The following is a 24254-nucleotide window of genomic DNA, read 5'->3' on the forward strand; positions in this document are numbered from 1 at the left end:
CCGCCGGGACTCGTCAAGGACCACCGTGACCGTCGGGGTACGTGGACCGGCAACGGGCCGACGAGCACGGACCCCAGGGGGCTACCGGGCCCGGGTGGGTCGGGTGGCCCGGATCAGCCAGAGCGTCGCGGTCAGGCACAGCGCGGAGACCGCCCCGAGCACCAGGGGCACCGAGTGGACGCCCAGCGACTCGATGGCCTTACCGAGGGCGGGCCCGGCGACGACGCCGCCCACCATGGAGGACGCGATCACCAGTGCGCTGGCCCGGCGGGCCCGTGGTGCGGCCCGGTGGAGCCAGGGCAGCCCGGTGGGGAAGATCGGCGCGATGAACAGGCCGACCCCCGCGTAGGCGTACGGGGCGAGGCCCGGTACGGCCGCCAGCAGCAGGCAGGCCGTCATCCCCGCGCAGGACACCGTGATGATCGACTCGGCGGAGAAGCGGAGTGTGACCGGGGCGACCAGGAAGCGTCCGACCGTCATCATCAGCCAGTACACGGAGGTGGCGGTGGCGGCGAGTCCGGCACCGTAGCCGACCGTCTCCAGGTGCGTGGGTTCCCAGCCGCCGACCCCCGCCTCGATGCCGACGTGCAGGACGTACAGGGTGACGAACACGGCCAGGACCGAGCCCAGGCTGCGGCCGAGTGCGCTCCCGGTGGCCTCGTCCGTGCGGCTGCTGCTGCCCCGGGCCGGCCGCGGGGGCCGGTTGCGCACACCGCGCAGGCACAGCAGCAGGGGCAGGTCGGCCGCGGCGAAGGCGAGGAAGAGCGCCGGGTAGTGCTCGGCGCCGACTGCGCCCACCAGCGCGGGGCCCAGGATGGCGCCGATGCCGAAGTGGGCGTTGAGGACGTTCAGCATCGCCGTCGAGCGATCGCCGAAGCCGACGGCGAAGAGCTGGTTGAGGCCGTAGTCGATGCCGCCGAAGCCGAGTCCGGCCAGCAGTGCCGCCGCCAGGGCGAACGGCCAGCCGGGGGCCAGCGCGAAGCCCGCCGCGCCGACCGCCATCAGGAGGTAGGAGGTGCCGAGGATCCGGCGGTTGCCGATCCGCCCGAGCAGTCGGTCGAAGAGCAGGACGCCGGCGACACCGCCGACGAAGTGGGCGCTCAGGCCCAGTCCGGCGGCCGCGGGGGAGAGCTGGAATTCGTCCCGCAGGGCCGGGATCGCGGGCCCGTACAGCGCCTGGAGCGCTCCGATGAGTACGAAGCCGGCGCAGGAGGCCGCCGTCGCCGCCGGGCTGAACATCCGTACGTCCGGGGCGGTGGGGGCCGCTGCGGCGTACTCGGCGGTCGGTTGCTCGGTCACATGCGCTCCAGGCGGCGGACAGTGGTCGGTTGACGGGTGTTCAGGACTCGCTCTCGGGCTCTGTGAACGCTCTCATCGCAGCCCGCGGTGACGCAAGGGGATACGAACCGTGTGCATGGTGCGCCCGGGTGCGGCGGGGTCAGCCGGAGGCCCGGACGACCAGCCGGGTGGGGAGCACCACCGACTCGCCGTGCTCCGGGTTGCGCAACAGCAACTCCAGGGCTCGGGAGCCGAGTTCCTCGACCGGCTGGCGGACGGTGGTCAGGCCCGGGCGGCACCGCGCCGCCACGGGGGCGTCGTCGAAGCCGATCAGCGCCACGTCCTCGGGCACCCGCAGACCGTGCCGCCGCAAGGTCCGCAGGGCTCCCGCGGCCATCTGGTCGGAGGCGGCGAACACCGCGTTCAGCTCGGGGCGTTGGTCCAGCAGCCACTGCATCGCGTGCTCACCGGAGGCGCTGCTGAAGTCGCCGTACGCCACGGCGGGCCGGGCCGCGGCCAGCGCCGCCACCGCCTGGTGGTAGCCGGCCAGCCGGTCCGCGCCGGCGGCGGTGTCCGGCGGTCCGGCGATGGTGGCCACCGAGCGGCGCCCGGACACGCACAGCCGGCGCACCGCCTCCTTGGCGCCGGCCAGGTTGTCCGCGTCCACGAACGCCACCGTGCCCGGCTCCGGGGGCCGGCCCAGCGACACCACGGGGACCCTGGCCGCGTGCAGCAGCCGGATCAGCGCGGTGTCCCCCCAGCAGCCGACCAGCAGCACCCCGTCGACGTGGCCGCCGCACAGGTAGCGCACCAGCGGCGGCCGCCGGGAGCGCCTGGGGACGGTGAAGACGGCCAACTCCCGCTCCGCGCCCGGCAGGGAGCGCCGCAGCCCGGCCAGCAGCCGGACCGGGAAGGCGTCCGCGTGGTACTGCAGCGGATCGGCGAAGACCACGACGGCCACCACGCCCGTCCCGCGGCTGCTGGGCGCCCTGCGGCGGACGTACGCCAACTCGCTCGCCGCCTGTTCGACCCGGGCCGCCACCTCGGTGGAGACCCGGGCGGAACGATTCAGCACCCGGGAGGCGGTCGCGATGGAGACACCGGCCCGGAGGGCGACCTCGGCCAGGGTCGGTGCGGGGTCGTTGCCGGGGAAGGGTGGGGACATGGGGGCCGTCCTGGATCGAGGTTCGACACGGGAACTGCACCCCGAACCGATCATGCGCCCGCCCACCCACCGCTGTTAGCTTCGCCGGTCGTAGGACCAGCGTCAAGGGAGCCGACGCTCACGCGCCCGGGTCGGGCAGCGCGTTGCGGCGGATCACCTCCGCGTACCACCGGGCACTGTCCTTGGCGGTGCGGGCCTGGGTGTCGTAGTCCACGTAGTACAGGCCGAACCGCTTGCCGTAGCCGTACGCCCACTCGAAGTTGTCCATCAGCGACCACAGGAAGTACCCCCGCACGTCCACCCCGGCGGCGATCGCCCCCCGGACGGCGTCGAGGTGCCCGCGGAGGTAGTCGATGCGCTGCGGGTCGTGCACCGCGCCTTCCGGTGTCACCCGGTCGTCGAAGGCGGCACCGTTCTCGGTGACCATCAGCGGCAGCCCGGGGTGCTCGCGGTGCAGGCGCAGCAGCAGGTCGGTCAGGCCGGTCGGGTCGATCGGCCAGCCCATCTCGGTGCGCGGGCCGGGCGCGCGGTGGAAGAGCACGTCCGCGCAGCCGGCGAAGGGGGACTGGGCACCGTCGCCGTGGCCCGCGTCGCTCGCGGTCGCGGCGCCGGGTGCCGGCCCCTCCGGGAGAGCCGAAGCTACGGTGGGGTTGTAGTAGTTGACGCCCAGCACGTCGATCGGCCGGGCGATGGTGGCCAGGTCGCCTTCGTGGATCAGCTCCCCCCAGTCGACCAGGCGCGCCGTGTCGAGGAGCAGGTCGGCGGGGTATTCGCCGTCCAGCATCGGTCCGGTGAAGACCCGGTTGCCCACCGCGTCGATCCGGCGGGCGGCCTCGCGGTCTGCGGCGGACCCGGTGAGCGGCCGCACCTCGTGCAGGTTGAGCGACACGGCGATCCGTGCCTGCCGGGGCAGCGCCGCGCGCAGCGCCTCGACCGCGCGGCCGTGGCCGAGGTTGAGGTGGTGGGCCGCGCGCAGGGCGGCCGTCCAGTCGGCCCGGCCGGGGGCGTGCACGCCGGAGCCGTAGCCGAGGAAGGCCGAGCACCAGGGCTCGTTGAGGGTGGTCCAGATGCCCACCCGGTCGCCGAGCGCCTCCGCCACCAGCGTGGCGTAGTCCGCGAACCGCTCCGCGGTGTTGCGGTTGGGCCAGCCCCCGATGTCCTCCAAGTCCTGGGGGAGGTCCCAGTGGTAGAGCGTGACCGCGGGCTCGATGCCGTGCTCCAGCAGTTCGTCCACCAGCCGCCGGTAGAAGTCCAGGCCCCGTTCGACGGCCGGCCCGCGTCCGGTCGGCTGCACCCGGGGCCAGGACACCGAGAACCGGTAGGCGCCCAGGCCCAGTTCGCTCATCAGCCGGACGTCCTGGCGGTAGCGGTGGTAGTGCTCGGTGGCGCGGTCGCCGGTGTCGCCGCCGGCCGTCCGCCCCGGGGTGCGGCTGAAGGTGTCCCAGATCGAGGGGGTGCGGCCGTCCACGTCGACGGCCCCCTCGATCTGGTAGGCGGCCGTCGCGGCTCCCCAGAGGAAGTCGGCGGGGAAGGCCGGGGCGGCGGTGGCGGCCGGGGTGGGCCCGGTCCGTGGGGGAGTCATGGCTGGCTGTCTCCTGTTCCGATGAAGAAGGATTGACGGAGCGTCAGTTCTTGACTTGGTGTCAGTTCTTGACGGCGCCGGCGGTGATGCCACCGACGACCTGTCGGCCCAGCACCGCGAACACCAGCAGCAGCGGTGCCGTCCCGAGCAGCGAGCCGGTGAGGATGACGGCCTGGTCGGAGTCGTACGAGCCGCCGCCGAGGCCGGCCAGCGCCACCTGGACGGTGGGATTGCTCTGGCTCAGCGCGATCATCGGCCAGAAGAAGTCGTTCCAGGACTGCACGAAGACCAGCATGCCGAGCACGGCCATCCCGGGCCGGGCGATCGGCAGCACCACGCTCCACAGGATCCGCAGGCTGCTGGCGCCGTCCATCCGGGCCGCCTCGACCAGGTCGATCGGCAGCGCCTCGGCCAGGAACTGCCGCATGAAGAACACCCCGAACGCGGCGACCAGATTGGGCAGGATCACCGACTGGAGCTGGTCGGTCCAGTGCAGTTTCGCCATGATCTGGTACAGCGGGATCACGCTCAGCTGGGCGGGGACGGCCATGGTCGCCACCACCAGGCTCAGCAGGATGTTGCGGCCCCGGAACGGCAGCTTGGCGAAGGCGAAGCCCGCGAGGGTCGCGAACAGCACCGTGCTGGCCGTGACGCAGGCGGACACCACCGTCGAGTTGAGCAGCGCCCGGCCCATGTGGACCTCGTTCCAGGCGATGTCGAGGTTGTGCCACAGGCTCCCGCCGGGCAGCAGCGGCGGCGGGGTCCGGGCGATTCGGCTGCCGGAGGTCGAGGCGCCGACCAGGGTCCAGTACAGCGGGAAGAGGGACAGCGCGGCGACGACGATCAGCACCGCGTAGGTGAACGGTCCGGCCCCGGTGAGGCCCCGCGCTCCCGCGCGTCGTCCCGACTTGACGGCCATCGGTGCTCAACCCCCGTTCCGGGCGCGGCGGATGCGGACCAGGGCGAGGTTGAGCGCGCCGATGGCCAGCAGGATCAGCAGCATCGTCCAGGCCACGGCGGCGGCCCGGCCGAGGTGGAAGGCGTACCAGCCCTGGTCGTACAGGTACAGCCCCAGGGTCTGGTACTGGTGGGCCGAGCCGCCGCTGTGGCCGGTCGCGCCGCCGCCGAACAGCAGCGGCTCGCCGAAGAGTTGGGTGGCCCCGATGCTGGAGACCACGAGGGTGAACAGGATGGTGGGCCGGATGGACGGCACCGTGACGTGCCGGAACTGCTGCCACCGGTTGGCGCCGTCGAGCGCCGCCGCCTCGTACAGGTCGTGCGGGACGGCCTGCATGGCGGCGAGGTAGATCAGGGCGTTGTAGCCGGTCCAGCGCCAGGTGACGATCGTGGAGATGGCGATCTGGGAGCTCCAGGTGCCGCCCTCCCAGTCGACCTGGCCCAGGCCCAGGTGGCCCAGCAGCCAGTTGATCATGCCGTAGTCGCGCCCGAACAGCAGCGTGAACACCAGGGTGGCCGCGGCGATCGAGGTCGCGTAGGGGGCGAGCATCGCGATCCGGAAGAAACTCCGGCCGCGCAGGCGGTAGTTGAGCAGATGCGCCAGGCCGAGGGCCATCAGCAGCTGGGGCACGGTGGACAGCAGGCCGATGGTGACGGTGTTGCGCAGGGCGTTGCGGAACAGGTCGTCGTGGAACAGTCGGGTGTAGTTGTCGAAGCCGCGCCACTGCATCTGGTCGGAGGTCTGGAGGTCCACGCTGTGCAGCGACACCCAGCCGGTGTAGATCAGCGGGAACAGGCCGAAGGCCACGAAGCAGACGAAGAACGGCGCGACGTACAGGTACGGCGAGGCCTTCAGGTCCCACCGGTAGAGCCGGGTGCGCCAGGGGCGCGGCGGCGGGGGAGCGGTGCGGGGCGGGCCTTTCGCGGTGGCTGCCTCGTCGAGCATGGTGGTGTCCTCTCCGGAGAGCGGGCCCGTCCCGGCCGGGTGGGCGGGGACGGGCCCGGCGGGAATCGTCGGACAGGCCTCAGTCGCTGACCTTGTCGTCGATCTCCTTGACCGCGTTGCTCCAGGCCTTGGCGGCGTCGCTCTGGTGCTGCTCGATGCTGAGCAGGGCGCCGTTGGTGAGGGTGTCCTTGACCAGGCCGTCCCACTCGCCGATCACGGTCGGCTGGATGGACTGCGCGGTGGCGGCGTAGATCTGGCCGGTGGGCGTGTCGCCGAAGAAGTCGAGCTTGGCGTTCTGCACCTCCGGCTGGCCCAGCGCCTTGACGTTGGAGGGCAGGTTGCCGACCGTGGTGAAGACCTTGGCCTGCTGGGCGGGCGCGGTGAGCCAGGCGGCGAGCGCCGTGGCCTCCTTCTGGTGCTTGCCGGCCTTCGGCACCGAGAGGAAGGAGCCGCCCCAGTTGCCGGCGGCCGGGGCGGTGGCGATGTCCCACTTGCCCTTGTTGGCGGGCCCGGACTTGTCGGCGACGATGGCCGTCATCCAGGACGGGCAGGCGACCGTGGCGAACTTGGAGTTGGCGAAGGCCTGGAACCAGGGGGTGTCGAACTGCTTGAGGCCGGCGCTGATCCCGGCGTCGATCGCGCCGGTCGACAGGGTCCAGGCGGACTTGACGGTGGGGTTGTCCTTGTAGTTCAGCTTCCCGCTGCTGTCGACGTACTGGGTGGTGCTGGAGGACACCACGGCGTTGAACAGGCCGCCGGCGGAGTCGAGGAAGAAGGTGCCGGCGGGCGCCTTGGCCTGGTACTGCTTGCCGGTCTCGACGAACTTGGCCCAGTCGCCCTGCCAGAGCTTGGCCACCTGCTCGCGGTCGGTGGGCAGCCCGGCCTGCTGGAAGAGGTCCTTGCGGTAGCAGATCGCCATCGGGCCGATGTCGGTGCCCAGCCCGATGGTGCGGCCGTCTGCGGTGGTGGCCTGCTGCGACTTCCACGGCAGGAAGGCGGACTTGTCGACCCCGTCGGCCTTGCCGAGGTCGACGAACTTGGCCGACTGCTTCTTGACGACCTGGGCGATCCGGCCGACTTCGACCGCCTGGATGTCGTCCAGACCGCTGCCGGAGGAGAGATGGGTCTGCAGGGCCGGGTAGTAGTCGGTCTCCTGCTGGACGGTGTGCTCCACGATGGTGATGCCGGGGTGGTCCTTCATGTAGGCGTCGAACAGGCCGGCTTCCTTGTAGCCGAAGGTGCCGTAGTCGCCGACGGTCAGGGTGATCTTGCCGCCGGAGGCCGAGTCGGTGGTGGAGCCGGAGCTGTCGCAGCCGGCCACCAGCAGGGCGCACAGGGCCGCGGTCAGGGCGATCGGCAGCGGGCCGCGTGCCGTACGTGCGGTGGGTGTGGTTCGGGCGGTGCGTGGGGTTCGTGCGGTGCGTGCCTTGCGTCCGGGGAGGGGGGCGGTGGCTCTGCCGCCGGGGGTGGTGCCGGGGTTCCGCATGGCCGACTCTCCTTGTCCAGGGTGGTCCGTGGCTGCGGCGCGCGACTGGCGGCCGACGGTGCTCGGAACTGGGTGGAGCACGGGTGGGAGCGCTCCCACTACGATGTGGGAAGATTGCTTCGCCGCGCAAGGCGTGTCAAGGGCGTGCATCGGCTCCGTTACCGGACCGTGTCGTCCGACCGTCCTCGGTGCGGTTGCCCCAGCCGCCGTCGTCCACCGTCCCTCCGGGAGAACGATCATGAACCGAGCCGCGCAGCAGCAGCCCGCTGCCCGCCCCACCCTGGAGGCGGTGGCAGCCCGGGCCGGAGTGGGCCGGGGCACGGTGTCCCGGGTCGTCAACGGCTCGTCCAAGGTGAGCGCCAAGGCCCGTGAGGCGGTCGAGCAGGCCATCGCGGAACTCGGCTACGTCCCCAACCAGGCGGCGCGCTCCCTGGTCACCTCCCGGACCGACGCGATCGCGCTGGTCATCCCCGAGAGCGTCGCCAAACTGAGCTCCGAGCCCTACTTCTCCGACATCATCACCGGGGTCTCCGCCGAACTCGCGGAATCCGACCTGCAGTTGCTGCTGGTGCTGGTGCGCGACGAGCATGAGCGGGAACGGCTGACCCGCTACCTCACCGCCCGCCGGGTGGACGGCGTCCTGCTGGTCTCGGTGCACGAGGACGACCCGCTTCCCGAGCTGCTGGAGCGGCTGGAGATGCCCGCCGTGCTGGGCGGCCGCCGCTCGGTGGCGGAACCGCTGAGCTATGTGCACGCCGACAACGCGGGCGGCGCCCGGGCGGCCGTCCGGCACCTGCTGGCCCGGGGCCGGACGGCCGTCGGGACCGTCACCGGGCCGCTCGACATGGAGGGCGCCGCGGCGCGGCTGGCCGGGTACCGGCAGGCGCTCGCCGAGGCCGCGGTGCCGGCCGACGAAGGGCTGGTCGCGCACGGGGACTTCACCGAGCGCGGCGGGCGCGAGGGCATGCGGGAACTGCTCGCCCGCCGGCCCGGCCTGGACGCGGTGTTCTGCGCCTCGGACCTGACGGCGGCGGGGGCGCTCCAGGCGCTGCGGGAGGCGGGTCGGCGGGTGCCGCAGGACGTCGCGGTGATCGGGTTCGACGACTCCGTGGTGGCCCGGCACACCGAGCCGCCGCTCACCAGTGTGCGTCAACCGACCGAGGAGATGGGCCGGTTGATGGTTCAGCTGCTGCTCAAGGAGATCGCCCAGCCGGGCCGGTTCCGCCGGCAGACGGTGCTGCCGACGGAACTGGTGGTGCGGGACTCGGCCTGACCGGGGTCGGGCCCCTGGCCTGGCCTGACCCGGGCCGTGGTCAGGCCCGGCGGCGCTACCCGCCGGCCAGGTGGGCGCGGTAGCCCGCGCCGAAGGCCGTCGGCGTGCCGTCGTAGGCGCTGATCAGCGCCGGGCCGCTGCTGCAGTCCCAGGTGTTCCAGGCCCAGGCGAGGTAGGAGACGCCGTGCCGGTCCAGCCAGGGCAGCAGGGCGTCCAGGTAGCCGTGCGCGCAGTCGCTCTCGCCCAGCTCGCCGGTGACCACGGGTACTTGGGCGGCCAGCGGGGCTATCTGGGCGTCCCAGCAGGAACTGGTGCTGCAGGCGTTGAAGTTGTACGAGTGCCAGGAGGCGGCCAGGTTGTGCAGCGGGTCGGTCGGCCGATAGGCGGCCCACTGGGTGAGGTCGTTGGCGTACTCCAGGCCGCCCAGCATCAGGACGTTGTCCGCGCCGGTCGAGCGCACCGCGTCGACCATCGCCTGCATGCCGGCGACCTGGAAGCCGATGCCGGGGCAGCTCCCGCCGTCCCGCCAGCAGGCCCAGCCGCCGGCCTCACTCCCGGTGGCGCGGGACGGGTACGGCTCGTTGAACAGGTCGAAGACGGTCGCGTCGTCGCCCTTGAAGGTCTGCGCCACCGAGGTCCAGAACGGGAGCGCGCCGGCGGCGTCCGGCATGGGCTTCTGGCAGGTGGCGTCGGGGTCGGAGCAGCCGGCCGACGGTCCGGTGTACGCGCCGTCCGTCCAGTGCAGGTCCAGGACGGCCACCAGGCCGTTGCGGTGCAGCAGGTCGACGTAGTCGCGCACCGCGCTGATGTAGGCCGCACCGGCGTAGGCGGGCTCGACATTGGAGTGGGCGAGCCAGCAGTCCTCGTTGAGCGGCACCCGGACGGCGTTGATCCGCCAGGACTTCATCGCGGTGACGGAGGCCTGGTCGGCCGGGCCGTCGAAGAAGCCGTGGCCCTGGACGCACATGAACTCGGCCCCGGAGCGGTTGACCCCGTGCAGGGTGATCGGGGTGCCGTCGGCCTTCGCCAGCGTGCTGCCCGCGACGTGCACGGCGGGGGCGGGCCCGCTCGGCGGCGGCGTGGGCGGTGGGCTGGTGGGGGGCGGACTGGTCGGGGGTGACGGGCTCGACTGCGGCCCGCAGGGGGTGCCGTTGACGGTGAAGGTGGTGGGGGTGGTGTTGGGGCCGGTGTAGGAGAAGTTGGCGCTGGTGGTGTAGGTGGCGCCGGGGTTGATGGTGGCGGCGTAGTCGGGGTTGGTGACGGTGACGGTGTGTCCGGTCTGGGTCCAGGTGCCGTTCCAGCCGTTCTGGAGGGTCTGGTTGCCGGCGTAGGTGTAGCCGAGGGTCCAGCCGTTGATCGGTGCGGTGCCGGTGTCGGTGAGGGTGAGGTTGGCGGTGAAGCCGCTGCCCCAGTCGTTGCCGACGGCGTAACTCACACTGCAGGAGAGGCCTGCGGTGGGGGCCGCCGAGGCGTTGAGCGGGAGCACGGCCAGCGCCGCGCACGCGGCGGTGGCGGCTGCTGCGAGCGCGGCGGTGCGGGCGGGGACGGGACGGGGCGGGGCGGTGCGGGGTGGGACGCTACGGGGCATGCCGAGCTCCTCGGGGGTGGGGGCCGGGGCCGCCGGTGCGGCCCCGGCCGGGGAGGTCAGCTCGCGGTGCAGGTCAGCGACGGGGCGGTGTTGCCGCCCGAGTAGGTCGCCTGGAAGCCGAAGCTGGTGGTGCCGTTCGGCGCCAGCGCGCCGTTGTAGCCCTGGCTGGCGGCCGTCACCGTGGCGCCGCTCTGGGCGGTGGTGGCGTTCCAGCTGTTGGTGATCTGCTGGTTGCCGCCCCAACTCCAGGTGACCGTCCAGGACTTGGTGGCCGCGCTGCCGGTGTTGGCGACCGTGACGCTGCCCGTGAAGCCGCTGCCCCAGTCGTTGCCGACCGCGTACGTGGCGGAGCAGCCGCTGCTGGTGCCGCCGCCGCCCGGTGCCGCGGCCGTGGTGGCGGTCACCGCGGCGGAGGCGGGGGAGACGTTCCCGGCCGCGTCCTGCGCGGTGACGGTGTACTGGTAGGCGGTGGCGGCGGAGAGCCCGGTGTCGGTGTAGCTCGTGCCGGTCACGGTCGCGACCTTCGTCCCGTTCCGGTACACCGCGTAGCCGGTCACGCCGGCCGGGTCGGTGGAGGCCGTCCAGCTGAGCGAGACGCTGGTGCCGGTGGTGCCGGTGACGGTCAGCGCGCCCGGCGCGGTCGGGCCGCCGGGGGTGCCGGCGTCGCCGAACGCCGGGTAGGCGTTCTGCACCAGCTGGCGGAACTGGGCCGAGTACCACTGGCCCGCCGGGACGTTGGCGTCGGGCATGGAGTCGGTGGGGTAGGTGTTGCCGTTCCCGTCGGTCTGGGTGCCGTTCGGGTCGCAGTGCGGGTCGCCGTGCGGGTGGGTGGCGGACGGGTAGTCGCCGTCCGACTCGCCCGGCGGCTTGACCCACAGGAACGCGATGATCGGGCTGCCCGCACCGTACGGCTGGGACTGCGGGCGGGCCCCGATGCCGGCGCCGACGATGTTGCACCAGTCGCCGCGGAAGGGCTTCTTGTCGATCTTGTTGGCCGTGACGTACGCGTCCACCGTGGTGGGGCTGGAGTTGAGCGCGGTGGGCCGTCCGGGGCCGCCCCAGCCGTTGCGCGAGGTGTCGATCAGCATGCCGATGGTGCTCGGGAACCCGTTGGACACCAGGGTGGAGTACATCGCGGTGTTGTAGTGGTACTCGTCGAACACCGGGTTGTACTGGTAGAAGTTGGCCGACTTGAGCGGCTGCCCGCCGACGGTCAGGTCGGGGTTGCTCAGGAACGGCTCGCTCAGCGGGGTGGTGTTGGCGGTGTCGCTGACGAAGCCGTCGATGCTGGCGAACCCGGCGGTGGTGGCCTGGGCGACCTTGGCGTACTCCTTGCCCGCCGGGACCATGTTGGTGGACCAGCCGAGCCAGCCCGCGTGGCCGATGTCCAGGTAGTTGTACACGTTGGGGATCGCGTGCAGCTTGTTGAGCGTGTACTCGATGCCCGCTTCGTAGTACGGCGTGGCGGTGGCGCAGGCCGGCTTGGACTGGTTGGTCACCGCGTTGGGCAGGGAGTCCGGCTCGATGACGGCCGCGACCCGGAGGCCCGCGTACTTCGGGTCGGCCAGGACGGCGGCGATCGGGTCGACGTACTGCGACTTGTACGTGGCCAACCCGGCATCAGTGGCAGGGAGTTCGCCGTTGGAGGCGATGGCGGCGCAGTCCCGGCCGGGCAGGTCGTAGATGACGACCTGGAAGACGACCGGCGTGGCCCCCTGCTGCTGCTGGGCGAGTGCGTGGTCCAGGTGGGCCTGGAGGCCGAGGCGGCCGCCGTCCCCGGCGATCGCGCCGATGTGGTCCATCCAGACGGCGGTGGGGTTGGCGGAGACCTGGGTCTCGAGCGCGCTCAGCGCGCCGCCGTCGGCGGCGGCCTGGGCCTTGACCTCGGCCGTGTAGTCGGGGTTGAGGTAGCCGGCGGCACCGGCGAAGGGGTTGGTGACGTGGGCGGCGGCCGCAGGGGCGGGGGCGGCCTGGGCGGGCGTGGCGGCTCCGATGTTCGGCAGCAGGCCGGTGGCGCCGAGCAGCGTGGCGGCCGCTGTCGTGCGCAGGCGACGCAGGACGGGATGGGGCACGTCCGGGTCCTTTCGGATGGCTGGGGTTCCTGACGGGATCGCTGAACTAGGGTGGGAACGCGCCCACTTGGGGCGCGGCGATCCCCGTTCACATGAAGCCAGGGCATGAGAAACGGCGTCAATAGAAGCGGGAGCGCTCCCACGAGCCCGCTGTAAGTTACACGCCGCCGGGCAGGTCGGCGCGCTGCCCCGGGCCGGGATTCCGGCGCTGGTCGCCGCCGTTGCGCCGCCCCGGCGGGGCCGCCGGCCGGGGCTGCCGGGCCCCGGGGCCGCTTCCCAAGCCGGGCGCACCACCCCACCATGACGCCACACCTCCGTCCACCGCGCACCCACCCGCGCGGCGGTACCCCACCCCTGTGGAGGACGTACATGCGAGGCAGAACCCTTCGGGCCGGGGGCAACCGGCTCACCATCACCGCGACGGCCACCACGCTCGCCCTGGTCGGCGCGGCGGGCACCGCCCTCACGGCACCGCCCGCCACAGCGGCCCCCGGACTTTCCTGCAGTGTGAGTTACGCCGTCGGCAACGACTGGGGCAGCGGCTTCACCGCCAACCTCACCCTCACCGACACCGGCACCGCACCGATCAACGGCTGGACCCTCGGCTACACCTACGCCGGCAACCAGACCCTCCAGAACGGCTGGAACGGCACCTGGACCCAGACCGGACACACCGTCACCGTCACCAACCCCGACTACGCCGCCACCATCAACCCCGGCGCCACCTACACCACCAGCGCCAACTTCTCCTACACCGGCCCCAACACCGCCCCCACCACCTTCACCGTCAACGGCACCCCCTGCCGCGGCGCGAACCAGCCCCCGACCGTCTCGCTCACCTCCCCGTCCGCCGGGCAGACCTTCACCCCGGGATCCACCGTGAAGCTGGCCGCCACGGCGGCCGACGCGGACGGCACCGTCACGAAGGTCGACTTCTACGCCTCGACCGGGGCGGGCAACAACACCCTCGTCGGCAGCGCCACCACCGCGCCGTACACGGCCGACTGGGCGAACGTGGCGGCGGGCGACTACTCGGTCACCGCCGTCGCCACCGACGACTCCGGCGCCACCACCACCTCCACTCCGATCGCGGTCAAGGTGGCCGGCCCGAGCGTCCTGGTCAGCCCGGCCACGCTCGCCGTCCAGCAGGGGAGCAGCGGCACCTTCACCGTCGCGCTCTCCCAGGCGCCGACCGCCGACACCAAGGTGACGGTGGTCCGTTCGGGCAGCGGCACGGACCTCAGCGTCACGTCCGGGGCCGCGCTCACCTTCACCTCCGGCAACTGGAACGTCCCGCAGACCGTCACCGTCGCGGCCGGCACCGACGCCGGCCAGGTCGGCGGCACCGCCACCTTCACCGCCGCCGCGGCCGGCTTCGGCTCCGGCGCCGTCACGGTGACCGAGGCGGCGAAGACCTCGGGCTACGACCAGTACTTCCTGGACCTCTACAGCAAGATCAAGAATCCGGCGAACGGGTACTTCAGCCCCCAGGGCATCCCGTACCACTCGGTGGAGACCCTGGTCGTGGAGGCGCCCGACTACGGCCACGAGACCACCTCCGAGACCTACAGCTACTGGCTGTGGCTGGAGGCCGACTACGGACGCGTCACCGGCGACTGGACGGCCTTCAACAACGCCTGGACCAGCCTGGAGACGAACCTGATCCCCAGCCACGCCCAGCAGCCGGGCCAGAGCACCTACAACCCGTCCAAGCCCGCCACCTACGGCCCCGAGAAGCCCCAACCCGACCAGTACCCGGTCAAGTTGAACAGCGGCGTGCCGGTCGGCACCGACCCGCTCTCCGGCGAGCTGAACAGCACCTACGGCACCGCGGACGTGTACGCCCCGGCCTGGCTGCTGGACACCGACAACAAGTACGGCTTCGGGCAGTGCGAGGACGGCACCAGCAAGCCCAGCCTGATCAACACCTTCCAGCGCGGCCCGGAGGAGTCGGTCTGGGAGACCGTGCCGCAGCCCGACTGCGACGTGTTCAAGTACGGCAGCAGCAACTCCGGCTTCCTCAGCCTGTACAACGACGGCGGCGGCAACTACAGCAAGCAGTACAAGTTCACCGACGCGCCCGACGCCGACGCCCGGCTGGTCCAGGCCGCCTACTGGGCCGAGCAGTTCGCCAAGTCGCAGGGCAAGAGCGCGGCCATCACCGCGACCCTCGCCAAGGCGTCCAAGCTCGGCGACTACCTGCGCTACTCGCTCTACGACAAGTACTTCAAGCAGGCGGGCAACTGCCTCGGCTCCACCGCCTGCCCGGGCGGCAGCTCCAAGGCCAACGAGCAACTCGGCCTGCTCACCTGGTACTTCGCCTGGGGCGGGGCGGCCGACGGCGGCTGGTCCTGGCGGATCTCCGGTTCCGCCGCCCACCAGGGCTACCAGAACCCGATGGCCGCCTGGGTGCTCGCCAACGACCCGGGCCTGAAGCCGCTCTCGGCGAGCGGTGCCACCGACTGGGCGGGCAGCCTGGACAAGCAACTCCAGTTCTTCCAGTGGCTGCAGTCCACCGAGGGCGGCATCGCCGGCGGCGCCACCAACAGCTGGGGCGGGAACTACGGCGACGACGCGGCCCCGCCGTCAGGGGACCCGACCTTCTACGGTCTGTACTACGACTGGCAGCCCGAGTACCACGACCCGGCCTCCAACCAGTGGTTCGGGTTCCAGACCTGGTCGATGGAGCGGTTCGCCGAGTACTACTACGCCACCGGCGACACCCGGGCGAAGGCCATCCTCGACAAGTGGGTCCCGTGGGCGATGTCGGTCTCCAAGGCCGACCCGTCCACCGGTACCCTGACCACGCCCGACAAGCTGGCCTGGACCGGCGCGCCCGACACCTGGAGCGCCACCAGCCCCGGCGGCAACGCGGGCCTGCACGTCACCGCGAGCGGCACCGCCACCGACGTCGGCGTGGCCGGCTCGCTGGCCAAGACCCTCGCGTACTACGCGGCCAAGTCCGGCAGCAGCGGCGCCCAGAAGTTCGCCCAGAACATCCTGGACACCCTGCACGCCAAGTACACCGACAGCCTGGGCTACTCGGCCACCGAGACCCGCACCGACTACAGCCGCTTCACCCAGGCGTACTCGCCGACCACTCACCAGGGCCTGTACGTCCCGCCCGGCTGGACCGGCAGCTACCCGGACGGCACCAAGATCAGCTCGGCGAGCAACACCTTCCTGTCCATCCGCCCCTGGTACACCAGCGACCCGCAGTGGTCCAAGGTGCAGAGCTACCTCGACGGCGGCCCCGCGCCGAGCTTCAACTACCACCGGTTCTGGGCCGAGGCGGACATCGCCACCGCCTTCGACACCTTCGCCCAGCTGTTCCCGACGGTGAACCCGGGCGGCTGAGCCTCCCCTGGACAACCTCCGGCCCCGGCCTCCGCGTATCTACGCGGGGACCGGGGCCGGAGGCCGTTTCAGACCAACTGCCAGGCGACGTCGGCGACCTCCAACTCCGCGGTGCCGTCGGTGTAGAGCATGAACGGCACGTCGACGTGGAGCAGGTCCGTGCCGACCGCGGCCAGCTCGGCGAGCGGGACGGAGACGGTGGTCCAGTCCGTCGGCCCGGCCGCGCGCAGCCGGGCCGTCAGGTCGACGCCGGGCTGGGCCGGGAAGTCGTCGTGGCAGGCCAGGTGGAGCGGGGCCGAGGGCTGCTGGAGCACGCGCACGGCGAACCGCAGGTGCGCCCCGCGTTCCAGGTACCCGCGCAGGTCGGCGGGGAGCCCGGACGGGGACTCGGCGTACACGAAGGCCGGGTTGCCCTTGAAACGCAGCCGCAGGGCCGTTCCGTGGTCCGGGGTGGGGAACGGCGCGGCGTGGACGATCAGGCAGTCCATCGGTTTGTCCAGTCCGACGTCCTCCCGGGACCAGGTGTTGTGCCCGCCGACCCGCAGGCGGTACGGAGTGCCCTGCGCGTCCAGGACGCGCAGCGGGCCGCTCACCCGCGGCGCCGGGGGCGCGGCCGCGGGGGTGTGCAGGGGCAGCGGCCCGCCGGGCGGCGCCGGGTCGTGCAGGGACAGGCCGTGGCCCAGCGGGAACAGCGGCGCGCGGCCGCCCTCCGGCGGCGTCTCCTCCTTCGGCACGCGGTAGTCCGGAAGGTGCGCGGGGAGGGCGTTGACGGCGCTGGCGTCGCGCGTCCTCGGCCAGCAGGACGGCAGTCGGCCCTGGAAGTCGTGGGCGGGCGCACCGTCCTCCGCCGCGAACAGCACGTCCGTCACCCCCTGGGCGTACGGGCCCGGCAGCCAGGCGACCACGAAGGCGTCCGAGAGGTTGACCTCCTCGGTGCAGTACAGCGGTCGGCCGGTGAACAGCACGGTGACCGTGGGCACACCCGCCGCGCGCAGCCGGCGCAGCAGCTCCAGGTCCCGGGCGTAGCTCTGTTTGAGGTCGGCGTAGCCGATCGAGCGCCAGGGCCTGACGGTGCCGCGCATCTCCGCGTAGGCGTCCTCGCCGATGCAGACGATCGCGACGTCGTACTCCTCGGGGCCGCCGAGCGCCGGGGCCGGGTCCACCGTGCAGCCGTCGGCGCCGACGACCGCGCGGACGGCGTCGGCCACGGTGCTGCCGCCGGGCAGGTCGGTGCGGTCCAGGTCGTCGCCCTGCCAGGTGAGCGTCCAGCCGCCGCACTGCTTGCCCAGGTCGTCGGCCGCGCTGCCGGTGACGAGCACCCGCCCGCCCCGGGGCAGCGGCAGCAGCCCCGGGGTGTGTTTGAGCAGCACCAGGGACTTCCGGGTCGCCTCGCGGGCCAGCGCGCGGTGGTCCGGCGAGCCGATCACCACCGGGGCGCCGGGGCGGGTCAGCGACCGCTCGGCGGGCCGGGGCTTGTCCCACAGGCCGGCCCGCAGCTTGACCCGAAGGACGCGGGAGACCGCGTCGTCGATCCGCTCCTGGGCGATGACGCCGGCCCGGACCTGGGCCACGGTCGTGCGGTGGACGCTCTGCCAGGCCTCCCGGCCCGCCACCATGAGCACGTCGAGGCCCGCGTTGATCGCGTACCCGGCGTCCCCGGCGGAGCAGCGCGAGACCTCGGCGTGCGCGTCCCAGTCGCTGATCACGATGCCGTCGAAGCCCAGCGCGTCCTTGAGCACGTCGGTGATCAGGTACCGGCTGCCGTGCACCTTGTGGTTGTAGGGCTCGCCGCCGCCCGGGGTGTGGTCGTAGTTGGCCGGGTCCTCCCAGCTGCTGAAGGAGACCATCACGCTCTGCGCCCCGGCCCGGATGCCGGCCAGGAACCCCTGGGCGTGGATGTCCCGCAGGACCTGCTCCGAGCAGTGCGCGGTGCCGCGGTCGCGGCCGTCCGCCGTGCCGCCGTCGGCGATCCAGTGCTTGAGCGTCGCCAGCACCCGGTGGTCGGTGCGCAGCGCGGCGACGTCGCCCTGAAGCCCCTCGACCATGGCCCGGCCGTAGGCGTGGCCGAGCGCCGGGTCCTCGCCGTAGCCCTCGTAGTAGCGGCCCCAGCGGCGGTCGCGCGGGTTGGTCACGGTGGGGGCGAAGATCCAGTCCATCCCGGTGGCGGCGACCTCGCGGGCCGTGGCGGCGCCGATCCGGCGGATCAGGTCCGGGTCACCGGCCGCGCCGAGGCCGATGTTGTGCGGGAAGACGGTGGCGCCGTGGACGTTGTTGTGGCCGTGCACGGCGTCGGTCGCCCACATGAACGGGATGCGGAACGGCCGGCCCTGCCAGGTCTGCTCCGCGGCGGTCCAGAAGTGGTCGACCAGGTCGACCCAGTCCCGGACGGTGGCGTGCCGGCGGCCGTGCGGCCAGATCCCGGCACCGTTGAGGGCCGAGCCGATCCGGTACTCGCGGATGTCCTCGGCGGTGAGCTCGGCGAGCTCGGGCTGGACCAGCTGTCCGACCTTCTCCTCCAGCGTCAACTGGGCGACCATTGCCGTGATCTGATGTTCCATCAGTGGATCGGTCGGGATCGCCGAGGTCAGTCGGGGCCAGTCCGGCAGCGGCGCGAGTGCGGGGAGCGGGCTCCGCCCGTCGGGGGGCACTGTCTCTGGCACGGGGTCACTCCGTTTCCGGCCGGGCGGGCGCCGGCGCGCTGATCCAGAACTCCTCGGTCCGGGCCGCCAGGACACGTTCCTGGAACGGCTCCGGTACCACCGGCCGGGTCTGGCCGGGCGCGAACAGGTCGACCTGGGTGCGGTGTTGGCGCAGGGCGGCCCGCTTGACCGGCAGCTGCTCGGTGATGTCGACGGCGATCAGCCGCTCGGGGGCGTCTGCGCCGCCGGACGCCGGGTTCCGGTTGACGAAGGCGAACTCCTGCTCCGTCCGCTCGTCCCAGACCACGTAGCGGTAGACGGTCGGCGCGAGCTCCCGTTCGGCCAGGCAGCCGAGCACGGTCTCGCCGGTCAGCCGGTGGTCGGCGTTGAGCTCCCGCACCTCGTGCGGGAGGTAGACCTCGGCCGCCCCCGGATGGGTGTCGAGCACCTCCAGGACCTTGGCGCGGAACGGCGTCAGGTGGTCGGCGAGCCGGGTGTCCGGGAAGTCGAGGAACCGTACGGCGTCCTCCGGCAGTCCCAGCGTCCGCGCGGCCGCCCGGGCCTCCCGGCGGCGGATCTCGCGCAGCTCGGCGGGGGTGGGGTCGGTGTGGATGCCGAGCACCGCGGAGTGCGACATGGCGCCGTCGGTGGCGAAGACCACCTGCACCCGGGTGCCCTCGGAGACCAGCCGGGCGATGGTGCCGCCGCAGGCGATCACCTCGTCGTCGGGATGCGGCGCGAAGACCAGCGCGGTGCCCTCGGTGCCCTCGGAGCGCCGGGCGCGCAGGTGCCATTCGGTCCAGGTGCCCAGCAGCGGCGGGGTCATCTGCTGCTCCCCTCGGCGGCGGCCTTGTCGTCGGCCCGGTCGACGAGACGGGTGACCGTCCCGAAGTGGTCGGTCACGGCCCCCGGGGCGAGCCCGCGGGAGCGCAGGATGTCCTCGATCTCCTCGAAGTGGTGGTCGGGGACGAGCCTGGCCGCCGGAGTGTCGAACTTCCGGGCGAAGTACCGGTAGTTGGCGGCCGCCGAGGCCATGTTGTCCAGATAGCTCTTGGGGTGGGGCACGTGCAGGGAGGAGGCGTCGCGCCGCAGGACGAACCGGGCGCCGGCCCGGTGCAGGCGGTAGCCGAGGTCGACGTCCTCGGCTCCCCAGGAGCGGTACGCCTCGTCGAAGCCGCCGACCCGGCGCAGTTGGGCGGTGTCCGCGGAGACGTGGCACGTCCACCACATCAGCCAGGGTGCGGTGAGCGCGCCGAGGTCCTCGCCGTAGCGCGCGTAGTAGCTCTCCCGGAGGTCCGGCCACCGCCGCTGCTCGGTGAACCGGCGGAGCGAGGCGTCCGGGTCGGTGAAGTCGATCTCCCGGAGGATCTGCTCGCCGTCCTCGTTGCCCTCGTTGAAGCAGTGGACGTAGCCCGTGACGGCGATCGGGCCCTCGGCCCCGCGGTGGGCGGCGAGGTGGGCGGCGAGTGCGCCGGAGTGCAGCAGGACGCCGGAGTCCACGAAGACGCAGATCCCGCCGCGGGCGTCGGCGATGCCGGTGTTGCGTGCCGCGGCGACCCGGTAGCCCTCGTCCTTCCGGAAGAAGTAGCGCAGGTCGAGCCGGTGGCGGTAGCCGGCCACGACCTCGGCGGTGTCGTCGGCGGAGCCGTCGTCGACGACGATCACCTCGAAGGTCCCGCCCGGGGCGAGGCGTTGGCGGGCCAGCGAGTCCAGGGTGTGCCGCAGCAGTGCGGAGCGGTTGTAGGTGGGCACGATCACCGTGCAGTCGGGCGGCGCGGTCATGCGGCAGTCCCTTCGGTGGGTTCGGAGGTGCCCGGGCTCCCGGGCAGGAGGACCAGCAGCCCGGCGAGGGCGGTGAGGCCGGCGCACACCCAGAAGACCTGCCCGTAGCCCGTCCAGGTCGCGACGGTGCCGACCACCAGGCCGCCGAGGAACATGCCGGTCTTGAACGCGCTGGCGTAGAGCGAGGAGGCGGTGCCGGGGCGCCCGGGCAGCGAGTCCTGGAGCATCACGACGGGGATGTTCATCACCACCGCGGTCCAGAAGGCGTTGGGCAGTTGGAGGAGCAGCAGCAGGGTGCGGCTGTGCACCAGCGGCAGGGCGGCGAAGAAGAGCGTGGCGCAGAGGGTGGCCAGGAGCAGCAGCCTGGTCTTGCCGATCCGGTCGGCCCAGACCCCGACCCCGATCATCAGCGGGATCTCCAGCACCGCGCTCAGCCCGAGCAGCAGGCCGGCGAAGGCGGTGCTCTGGTGGAGTTCGACGGTGATCCGCAGCGAGAGGTCGATCTGGTACATCATGTTGGCGCCCAGCAGCAGCACGATCGCCGCGAGCAGCAGGCCGGTGCGCGGACCGAGCCCGGCGAGCAGCCCGCGCAGTCCGGTTGCGGTGTCGGCGGACCGGTCCGGCGCCGGGCGGGGGAGCCTGGGCAGGCCCCAGCGGCAGATCGCCGCGGCGAGCAGGGAGAGCCCGGCCGCGCTCGCGTAGAGCACGGCGAAGGACCACTGGGCGACCAGCCAGAAGGCGACCGGCGGGCCGATCACCCAGGCGAGCGAGGTGATCGAGCGCTGGAAGCCGTTGAAGAACGGCGCGTCGACCTGCCTCTCCTCGGCCAACTCCCTGGTGTAGGCGAAGAGTTGTCCGAAGCAGGCGCCGCCGAGGCCGAAGCACACCAGGCCGGCCGGCAGCAGCAGGTAGTAGTCGCGCAGGACGGAGTAGCAGAGCGCGCCGGCCGCGTTGCACAGGGCGGTCAGCACCAGCACCGTACGGCGGTCGCGCAGCCGGTCGGACACGACGCCCATGGCGAGGTCGGTGCCGATCTCCCCGATCGACCGGACGGCGAAGAACAGGCCGATCATCAGCGGGGTCGCCTGGACGGCGTCCGCCAGGAAGAGGCTGACGGTGGGGATCACGAAGGCGCCGGCCAGCCCCACCACGCCGTTGGCGGCGATCAGGCTCTGCACCGCCCGGTCGGTGAGCAGGCGCCAGCGGCCGACGGCCCGGGCCGGGGCGGCGGGTGCGGGGCTCCCGGTGGACGCGGGGCTCTCGACGGGTTCCGCGGTCACGGCGTCACCCCTGTCGCCCCGCTCTCCCGCTGCCGGTACGGCAGCCAGGGGGCCAGCTCGCGGCCGACCGGGACGCGCGCGGCGGCGGCCAGGTCCGCCCGGTCGACCTGCGCCCCGGCGAGCAGGCGGGCGCGGACGTGCTCCGGCAGGGCGGCCAGGACGCGGTGCCGCAGACCGGCGAGGTCCAGCCGGCCGTCGAGCACCGCCGGGAGCGCCGTCGCCGGGCCGGGCCCCAGGTTCGCCGGGTCCACCTGGCCGGAGACCACCGTCCAGTAGGCGGCGAAGTCGACGGCCGGGTCCGGCAGGCTGCCGCTGAGCAGGCCCAGCCGGACGGTCTCCAGCCAGCAGTCGAGGTAGCGGCGGTCCTCCAGCGCCCCCAGGTGGCGCTCGCACCAGTCGGCGCGGGCGCGGGCGTCGGGCAGCGTGGCCTTTCCGGTCAGGACGGCGACCACCCAGCCGGCCACCGCCTCGAAGTACGGGCAGGCGGTGCCGAAGGCCTCGGTGTCGACCGGGGTGTTGACCACGGCCAGGGTGGGGTCGTGGCGCCAGAAGTGGTGCTCGTACAGGTCCTGGCGGCGCAGGTCCTCGATGAACCCGTAGTCGGGCATCTCGTACCCGAGGCACAGCACCACGGCGTCGTACGCGCGGCGGGAGCCGTCCGCGAACTCCACCGAGCCGTCCTCGGCGAAGCGCGCGAAGGCCGGCACCGGGTGCACGTCCCCGGCGTGGACGGCGGGGACGATCCGGTCGTTGAGGTGCACCGCGCCGTGGAAGCCGGCCTCCGGCAGCAGACCGGTGGCCCGGTACATCGCCATGTACTCGGGGAGCAGCTCGGCCAGCCAGTCGAGGTAGACCGGGTACGGCACCTCCTCGACGGCGACCCGCCCCGCGTACGAGAAGAGCGCGTCGTTGTAGGCGTCCCCGATCAGGCGCGGTAGGAAGAGCTGGCGGCGGCGCACCGACCAGTCCACGTGGGCGGCGGCGGTGCCGAGGTCGGCGGCGAGGTCGGCGCCGCTCACGCCGCCGCCGACCACCAGGACCCGCAGGCCGGCGAAGCCCGCCGCGCCGGGGTATTCGGCCGCGGTGAGCACCTGCACGGGCGCTCCGGGGGCGGGGTGGCGGTCGGGCCGCCGGGGCTGCCAGAGTTCGCCGTTGGCGACCAGGACGGCGTCGGCCCGCTCGGTGCGCTCCCGGCCGTCCGTCGTCCGGCTGGTGACCTGCCAGGAGCCGTCCGCCTTCGCGACCCGGACGACCTCGCTGCCGAAGGAGACGGCGTCGAGCAGTCCGTACCGGGTGGCGTACGAGCGCAGGTACTCCTGGACTTCGTGCTGCGCCGGGAAGGCGCCGGCGAAGCCGGGCGGGTGGTCGCTGAACGGCATGCTCATGCGTGAGCTCTGCATGCGCACACCCGGGTAGGCGCCGCCGCCGGACGGGTTCCAGATGCCGCCGAGGTCCTCGCGCTTCTCGTGGCAGCTGACGTCGAGGCCGGCGGCTCGGGCCTGCCGTATGCAGGTGAGCCCCGCGGGACCGGCGCCGATCACGACTGTTCTCATCGTGTCTCCAGGCTCATGTGCGTTGAAGAGTAACCAAGTTGACTCCCCATCAGATGAACGGGTCGAAGTCGTCGCACGGCGGGCCGGCGGGCCCGGTCGCCAGGGTGGCGATCTCCTGGTTGGAGGCGTGCCGGGCGCAGACGAAGCGGCAGTCCCGGCTGGGGTCGATGACCCCGGTGTCGGCGGCCGCCCACATCTCGGCGAAGGTCGACTGCCCGATGTCGCCGATCCGGCCCTTGGGGTTGCCCCGGTGGTACGGGCAGACGTAGACGCCGGTCGGGGTGACGGTGGTGCGCAGTTCGGCGATCGCGCACCGGTGGTAGTCCTTCTCCTGGACGGTGTCGGATCTACGGCGCACCGCCTGCCAGTTGGAGGAGTGCAGGACGTGGAAGCCGTCGTCCTCCAGGTCGCGCAGGCGGGCGATCTGCTCCTCGACGGCCGCGATGGCCTCGGGGCTCTGGTTGACCGTGTAGTGGTCCTCGTCGAGCATGGCCTTGACCTCGAAGTAGTCGCAGCCGATCTCCTTGGCGAGCACGCCGGCCCGGTACACCTCGGCGTAGTTGGAGTCGGTGACCCGGCCGTCCTGGTCGAAGCGCTGCATGAGCAGGAACGAGTAGCCCAGCCGGCCGGTCTTGCGGGCGGCCAACGCCCGCATGTTCTCGATGACTTGCGGGAACGCGCTGTGCTTGCCCCGGCTGGGGCGGAAGGCGGCGTAGGTGTCGGCGGTGCCTGCGTCGATCGACACCCGCACCCAGGAGAGCATGTCGGCGAGCCGGTCGAGGTGGCGGTGGATCTGGGTGCCGTTGGTGACGAGGCCGAGCTTGATGCCCGCCTCGTGGAGCACCTCGATGACCCGGCCCACGGAGCGGTGCAGCAGCGGCTCGCCCCCGCCGATCAGGATCACGGCGAGGACCTTGGAGTCCGCGAGTTCGTGGGCGAGGCGCACGACGCGGTCCTGGCCGATCTGTCCGTGGTGCAGCACCTGGGAGGAGATGCACTCCGGGCAGGCGAGGTCGCAGACGGTGGTCGGGTCGAGGTCGACGACGAGGGGGGAGGTCAGTCGCCGTCCCCGCGCGACGTCGACGGCGGCGGGGAGGACGGATCGCTGGTGGAGCTTGCCGACGAGGTCGAGATTGCGCCTGACGAACCGGGTACCAACGGTGTCGCCCAGCTGAGTGCGTGGCTCGTCCATGGGGTTCATCTCCTGTCCGGAGCCCGAATGGGAGCGCTCCCACTCGGGTGTATGAGGATGCCTTGTGGAAACTGGAAGCGCTTCCGGTGAAGCTAGCCCGCTCC

The 24254-nt window shown here is 72.5% G+C and carries 16 protein-coding genes; 2 read left to right on the plus strand and 14 right to left on the minus strand.

The window, feature by feature from the left end; all coding sequences use genetic code 11:
* Nucleotides 1-81 precede the first annotated feature (81 nt).
* The 6 genes from ACFVXG_RS26300 to ACFVXG_RS26325 all read right to left on the minus strand — a co-directional run bounded on the left by ACFVXG_RS26300 (nucleotide 82) and on the right by ACFVXG_RS26325 (nucleotide 7414).
* Nucleotides 82-1239, minus strand: a complete 1158-nt coding sequence (locus tag ACFVXG_RS26300) for an MFS transporter (RefSeq protein WP_387930969.1) — start codon at nucleotides 1237-1239, stop codon at nucleotides 82-84.
* A 199-nt stretch (nucleotides 1240-1438) separates the two neighbouring features.
* Nucleotides 1439-2443 carry a LacI family DNA-binding transcriptional regulator gene (locus tag ACFVXG_RS26305; protein WP_387930883.1) on the minus strand — a complete coding sequence of 335 codons (1005 nt, stop codon included), beginning with the start codon at nucleotides 2441-2443 and terminating at the stop codon, nucleotides 1439-1441.
* 118 nt (nucleotides 2444-2561) lie between these two features.
* Nucleotides 2562-4025, minus strand: coding sequence for a glycoside hydrolase family 1 protein (locus ACFVXG_RS26310; protein WP_387930884.1), 1464 nt, complete (start codon nucleotides 4023-4025; stop codon nucleotides 2562-2564).
* 61 nt (nucleotides 4026-4086) lie between these two features.
* Nucleotides 4087-4944 carry a carbohydrate ABC transporter permease gene (locus ACFVXG_RS26315; protein ID WP_387930885.1) on the minus strand — a complete coding sequence of 286 codons (858 nt, stop codon included), beginning with the start codon at nucleotides 4942-4944 and terminating at the stop codon, nucleotides 4087-4089.
* A 6-nt stretch (nucleotides 4945-4950) separates the two neighbouring features.
* Nucleotides 4951-5928, minus strand: coding sequence for a carbohydrate ABC transporter permease (locus ACFVXG_RS26320; RefSeq protein ID WP_387930886.1), 978 nt, complete (start codon nucleotides 5926-5928; stop codon nucleotides 4951-4953).
* 79 nt (nucleotides 5929-6007) lie between these two features.
* On the minus strand, nucleotides 6008-7414 hold the full coding sequence (locus ACFVXG_RS26325) for an ABC transporter substrate-binding protein (RefSeq protein ID WP_387930887.1): 1407 nt from the start codon (nucleotides 7412-7414) through the stop codon (nucleotides 6008-6010).
* A gap of 238 nt (nucleotides 7415-7652) precedes the next feature.
* Between ACFVXG_RS26325 and ACFVXG_RS26330 the strand changes: the two genes are divergently transcribed.
* Nucleotides 7653-8687 (plus strand): LacI family DNA-binding transcriptional regulator, encoded by a 1035-nt coding sequence (locus ACFVXG_RS26330; RefSeq protein WP_387930888.1) that lies wholly within the window; start codon nucleotides 7653-7655, stop codon nucleotides 8685-8687.
* A 55-nt stretch (nucleotides 8688-8742) separates the two neighbouring features.
* Here ACFVXG_RS26330 and ACFVXG_RS26335 read toward each other — a convergent pair whose 3' ends face one another.
* On the minus strand, nucleotides 8743-10275 hold the full coding sequence (locus ACFVXG_RS26335) for a cellulase family glycosylhydrolase (RefSeq protein WP_387930889.1): 1533 nt from the start codon (nucleotides 10273-10275) through the stop codon (nucleotides 8743-8745).
* A 56-nt stretch (nucleotides 10276-10331) separates the two neighbouring features.
* The gene (locus tag ACFVXG_RS26340) at nucleotides 10332-12347 is read right to left on the minus strand and encodes a glycoside hydrolase family 6 protein (RefSeq protein ID WP_387930890.1); all 2016 of its coding nucleotides are present in this window, start codon (nucleotides 12345-12347) and stop codon (nucleotides 10332-10334) included.
* A gap of 369 nt (nucleotides 12348-12716) precedes the next feature.
* Here ACFVXG_RS26340 and ACFVXG_RS26345 point away from each other — a divergent pair, with 369 nt between their 5' ends.
* A complete protein-coding gene (locus ACFVXG_RS26345; protein ID WP_387930891.1) occupies nucleotides 12717-15704 on the plus strand; it encodes a glycoside hydrolase family 48 protein in 2988 nt (995 codons plus the stop codon).
* Between the two features lie 68 nt (nucleotides 15705-15772).
* Here ACFVXG_RS26345 and ACFVXG_RS26350 read toward each other — a convergent pair whose 3' ends face one another.
* The 6 genes from ACFVXG_RS26350 to ACFVXG_RS26375 all read right to left on the minus strand — a co-directional run bounded on the left by ACFVXG_RS26350 (nucleotide 15773) and on the right by ACFVXG_RS26375 (nucleotide 24150).
* The gene (locus ACFVXG_RS26350; protein WP_387930892.1) at nucleotides 15773-18262 is read right to left on the minus strand and encodes a glycoside hydrolase family 3 N-terminal domain-containing protein; all 2490 of its coding nucleotides are present in this window, start codon (nucleotides 18260-18262) and stop codon (nucleotides 15773-15775) included.
* 106 nt (nucleotides 18263-18368) lie between these two features.
* The gene (locus tag ACFVXG_RS26355; protein WP_387930893.1) at nucleotides 18369-19169 is read right to left on the minus strand and encodes a PIG-L deacetylase family protein; all 801 of its coding nucleotides are present in this window, start codon (nucleotides 19167-19169) and stop codon (nucleotides 18369-18371) included.
* Nucleotides 19166-20125: a glycosyltransferase gene (locus ACFVXG_RS26360; protein WP_387930894.1), complete on the minus strand. Its 960-nt coding sequence runs from the start codon at nucleotides 20123-20125 to the stop codon at nucleotides 19166-19168. The genes ACFVXG_RS26355 and ACFVXG_RS26360 overlap by 4 nt, the downstream gene beginning before the upstream one ends.
* Nucleotides 20122-21405 carry a sugar efflux transporter gene (locus tag ACFVXG_RS26365; RefSeq protein ID WP_387930895.1) on the minus strand — a complete coding sequence of 428 codons (1284 nt, stop codon included), beginning with the start codon at nucleotides 21403-21405 and terminating at the stop codon, nucleotides 20122-20124. The genes ACFVXG_RS26360 and ACFVXG_RS26365 overlap by 4 nt, the downstream gene beginning before the upstream one ends.
* Entirely contained in the window at nucleotides 21402-22958 is a 1557-nt protein-coding gene (locus ACFVXG_RS26370; RefSeq protein ID WP_387930896.1) for a flavin-containing monooxygenase, read from the minus strand. Before ACFVXG_RS26370 ends, ACFVXG_RS26365 begins: the two co-directional genes overlap by 4 nt.
* A 49-nt stretch (nucleotides 22959-23007) precedes the next feature.
* Nucleotides 23008-24150 (minus strand): radical SAM protein, encoded by a 1143-nt coding sequence (locus ACFVXG_RS26375; RefSeq protein WP_387930897.1) that lies wholly within the window; start codon nucleotides 24148-24150, stop codon nucleotides 23008-23010.
* Nucleotides 24151-24254 lie beyond the last annotated feature (104 nt).

It is taken from the genome of Kitasatospora sp. NPDC058162, from assembly GCF_042884005.1.
GTDB lineage: Bacteria > Actinomycetota > Actinomycetes > Streptomycetales > Streptomycetaceae > Kitasatospora.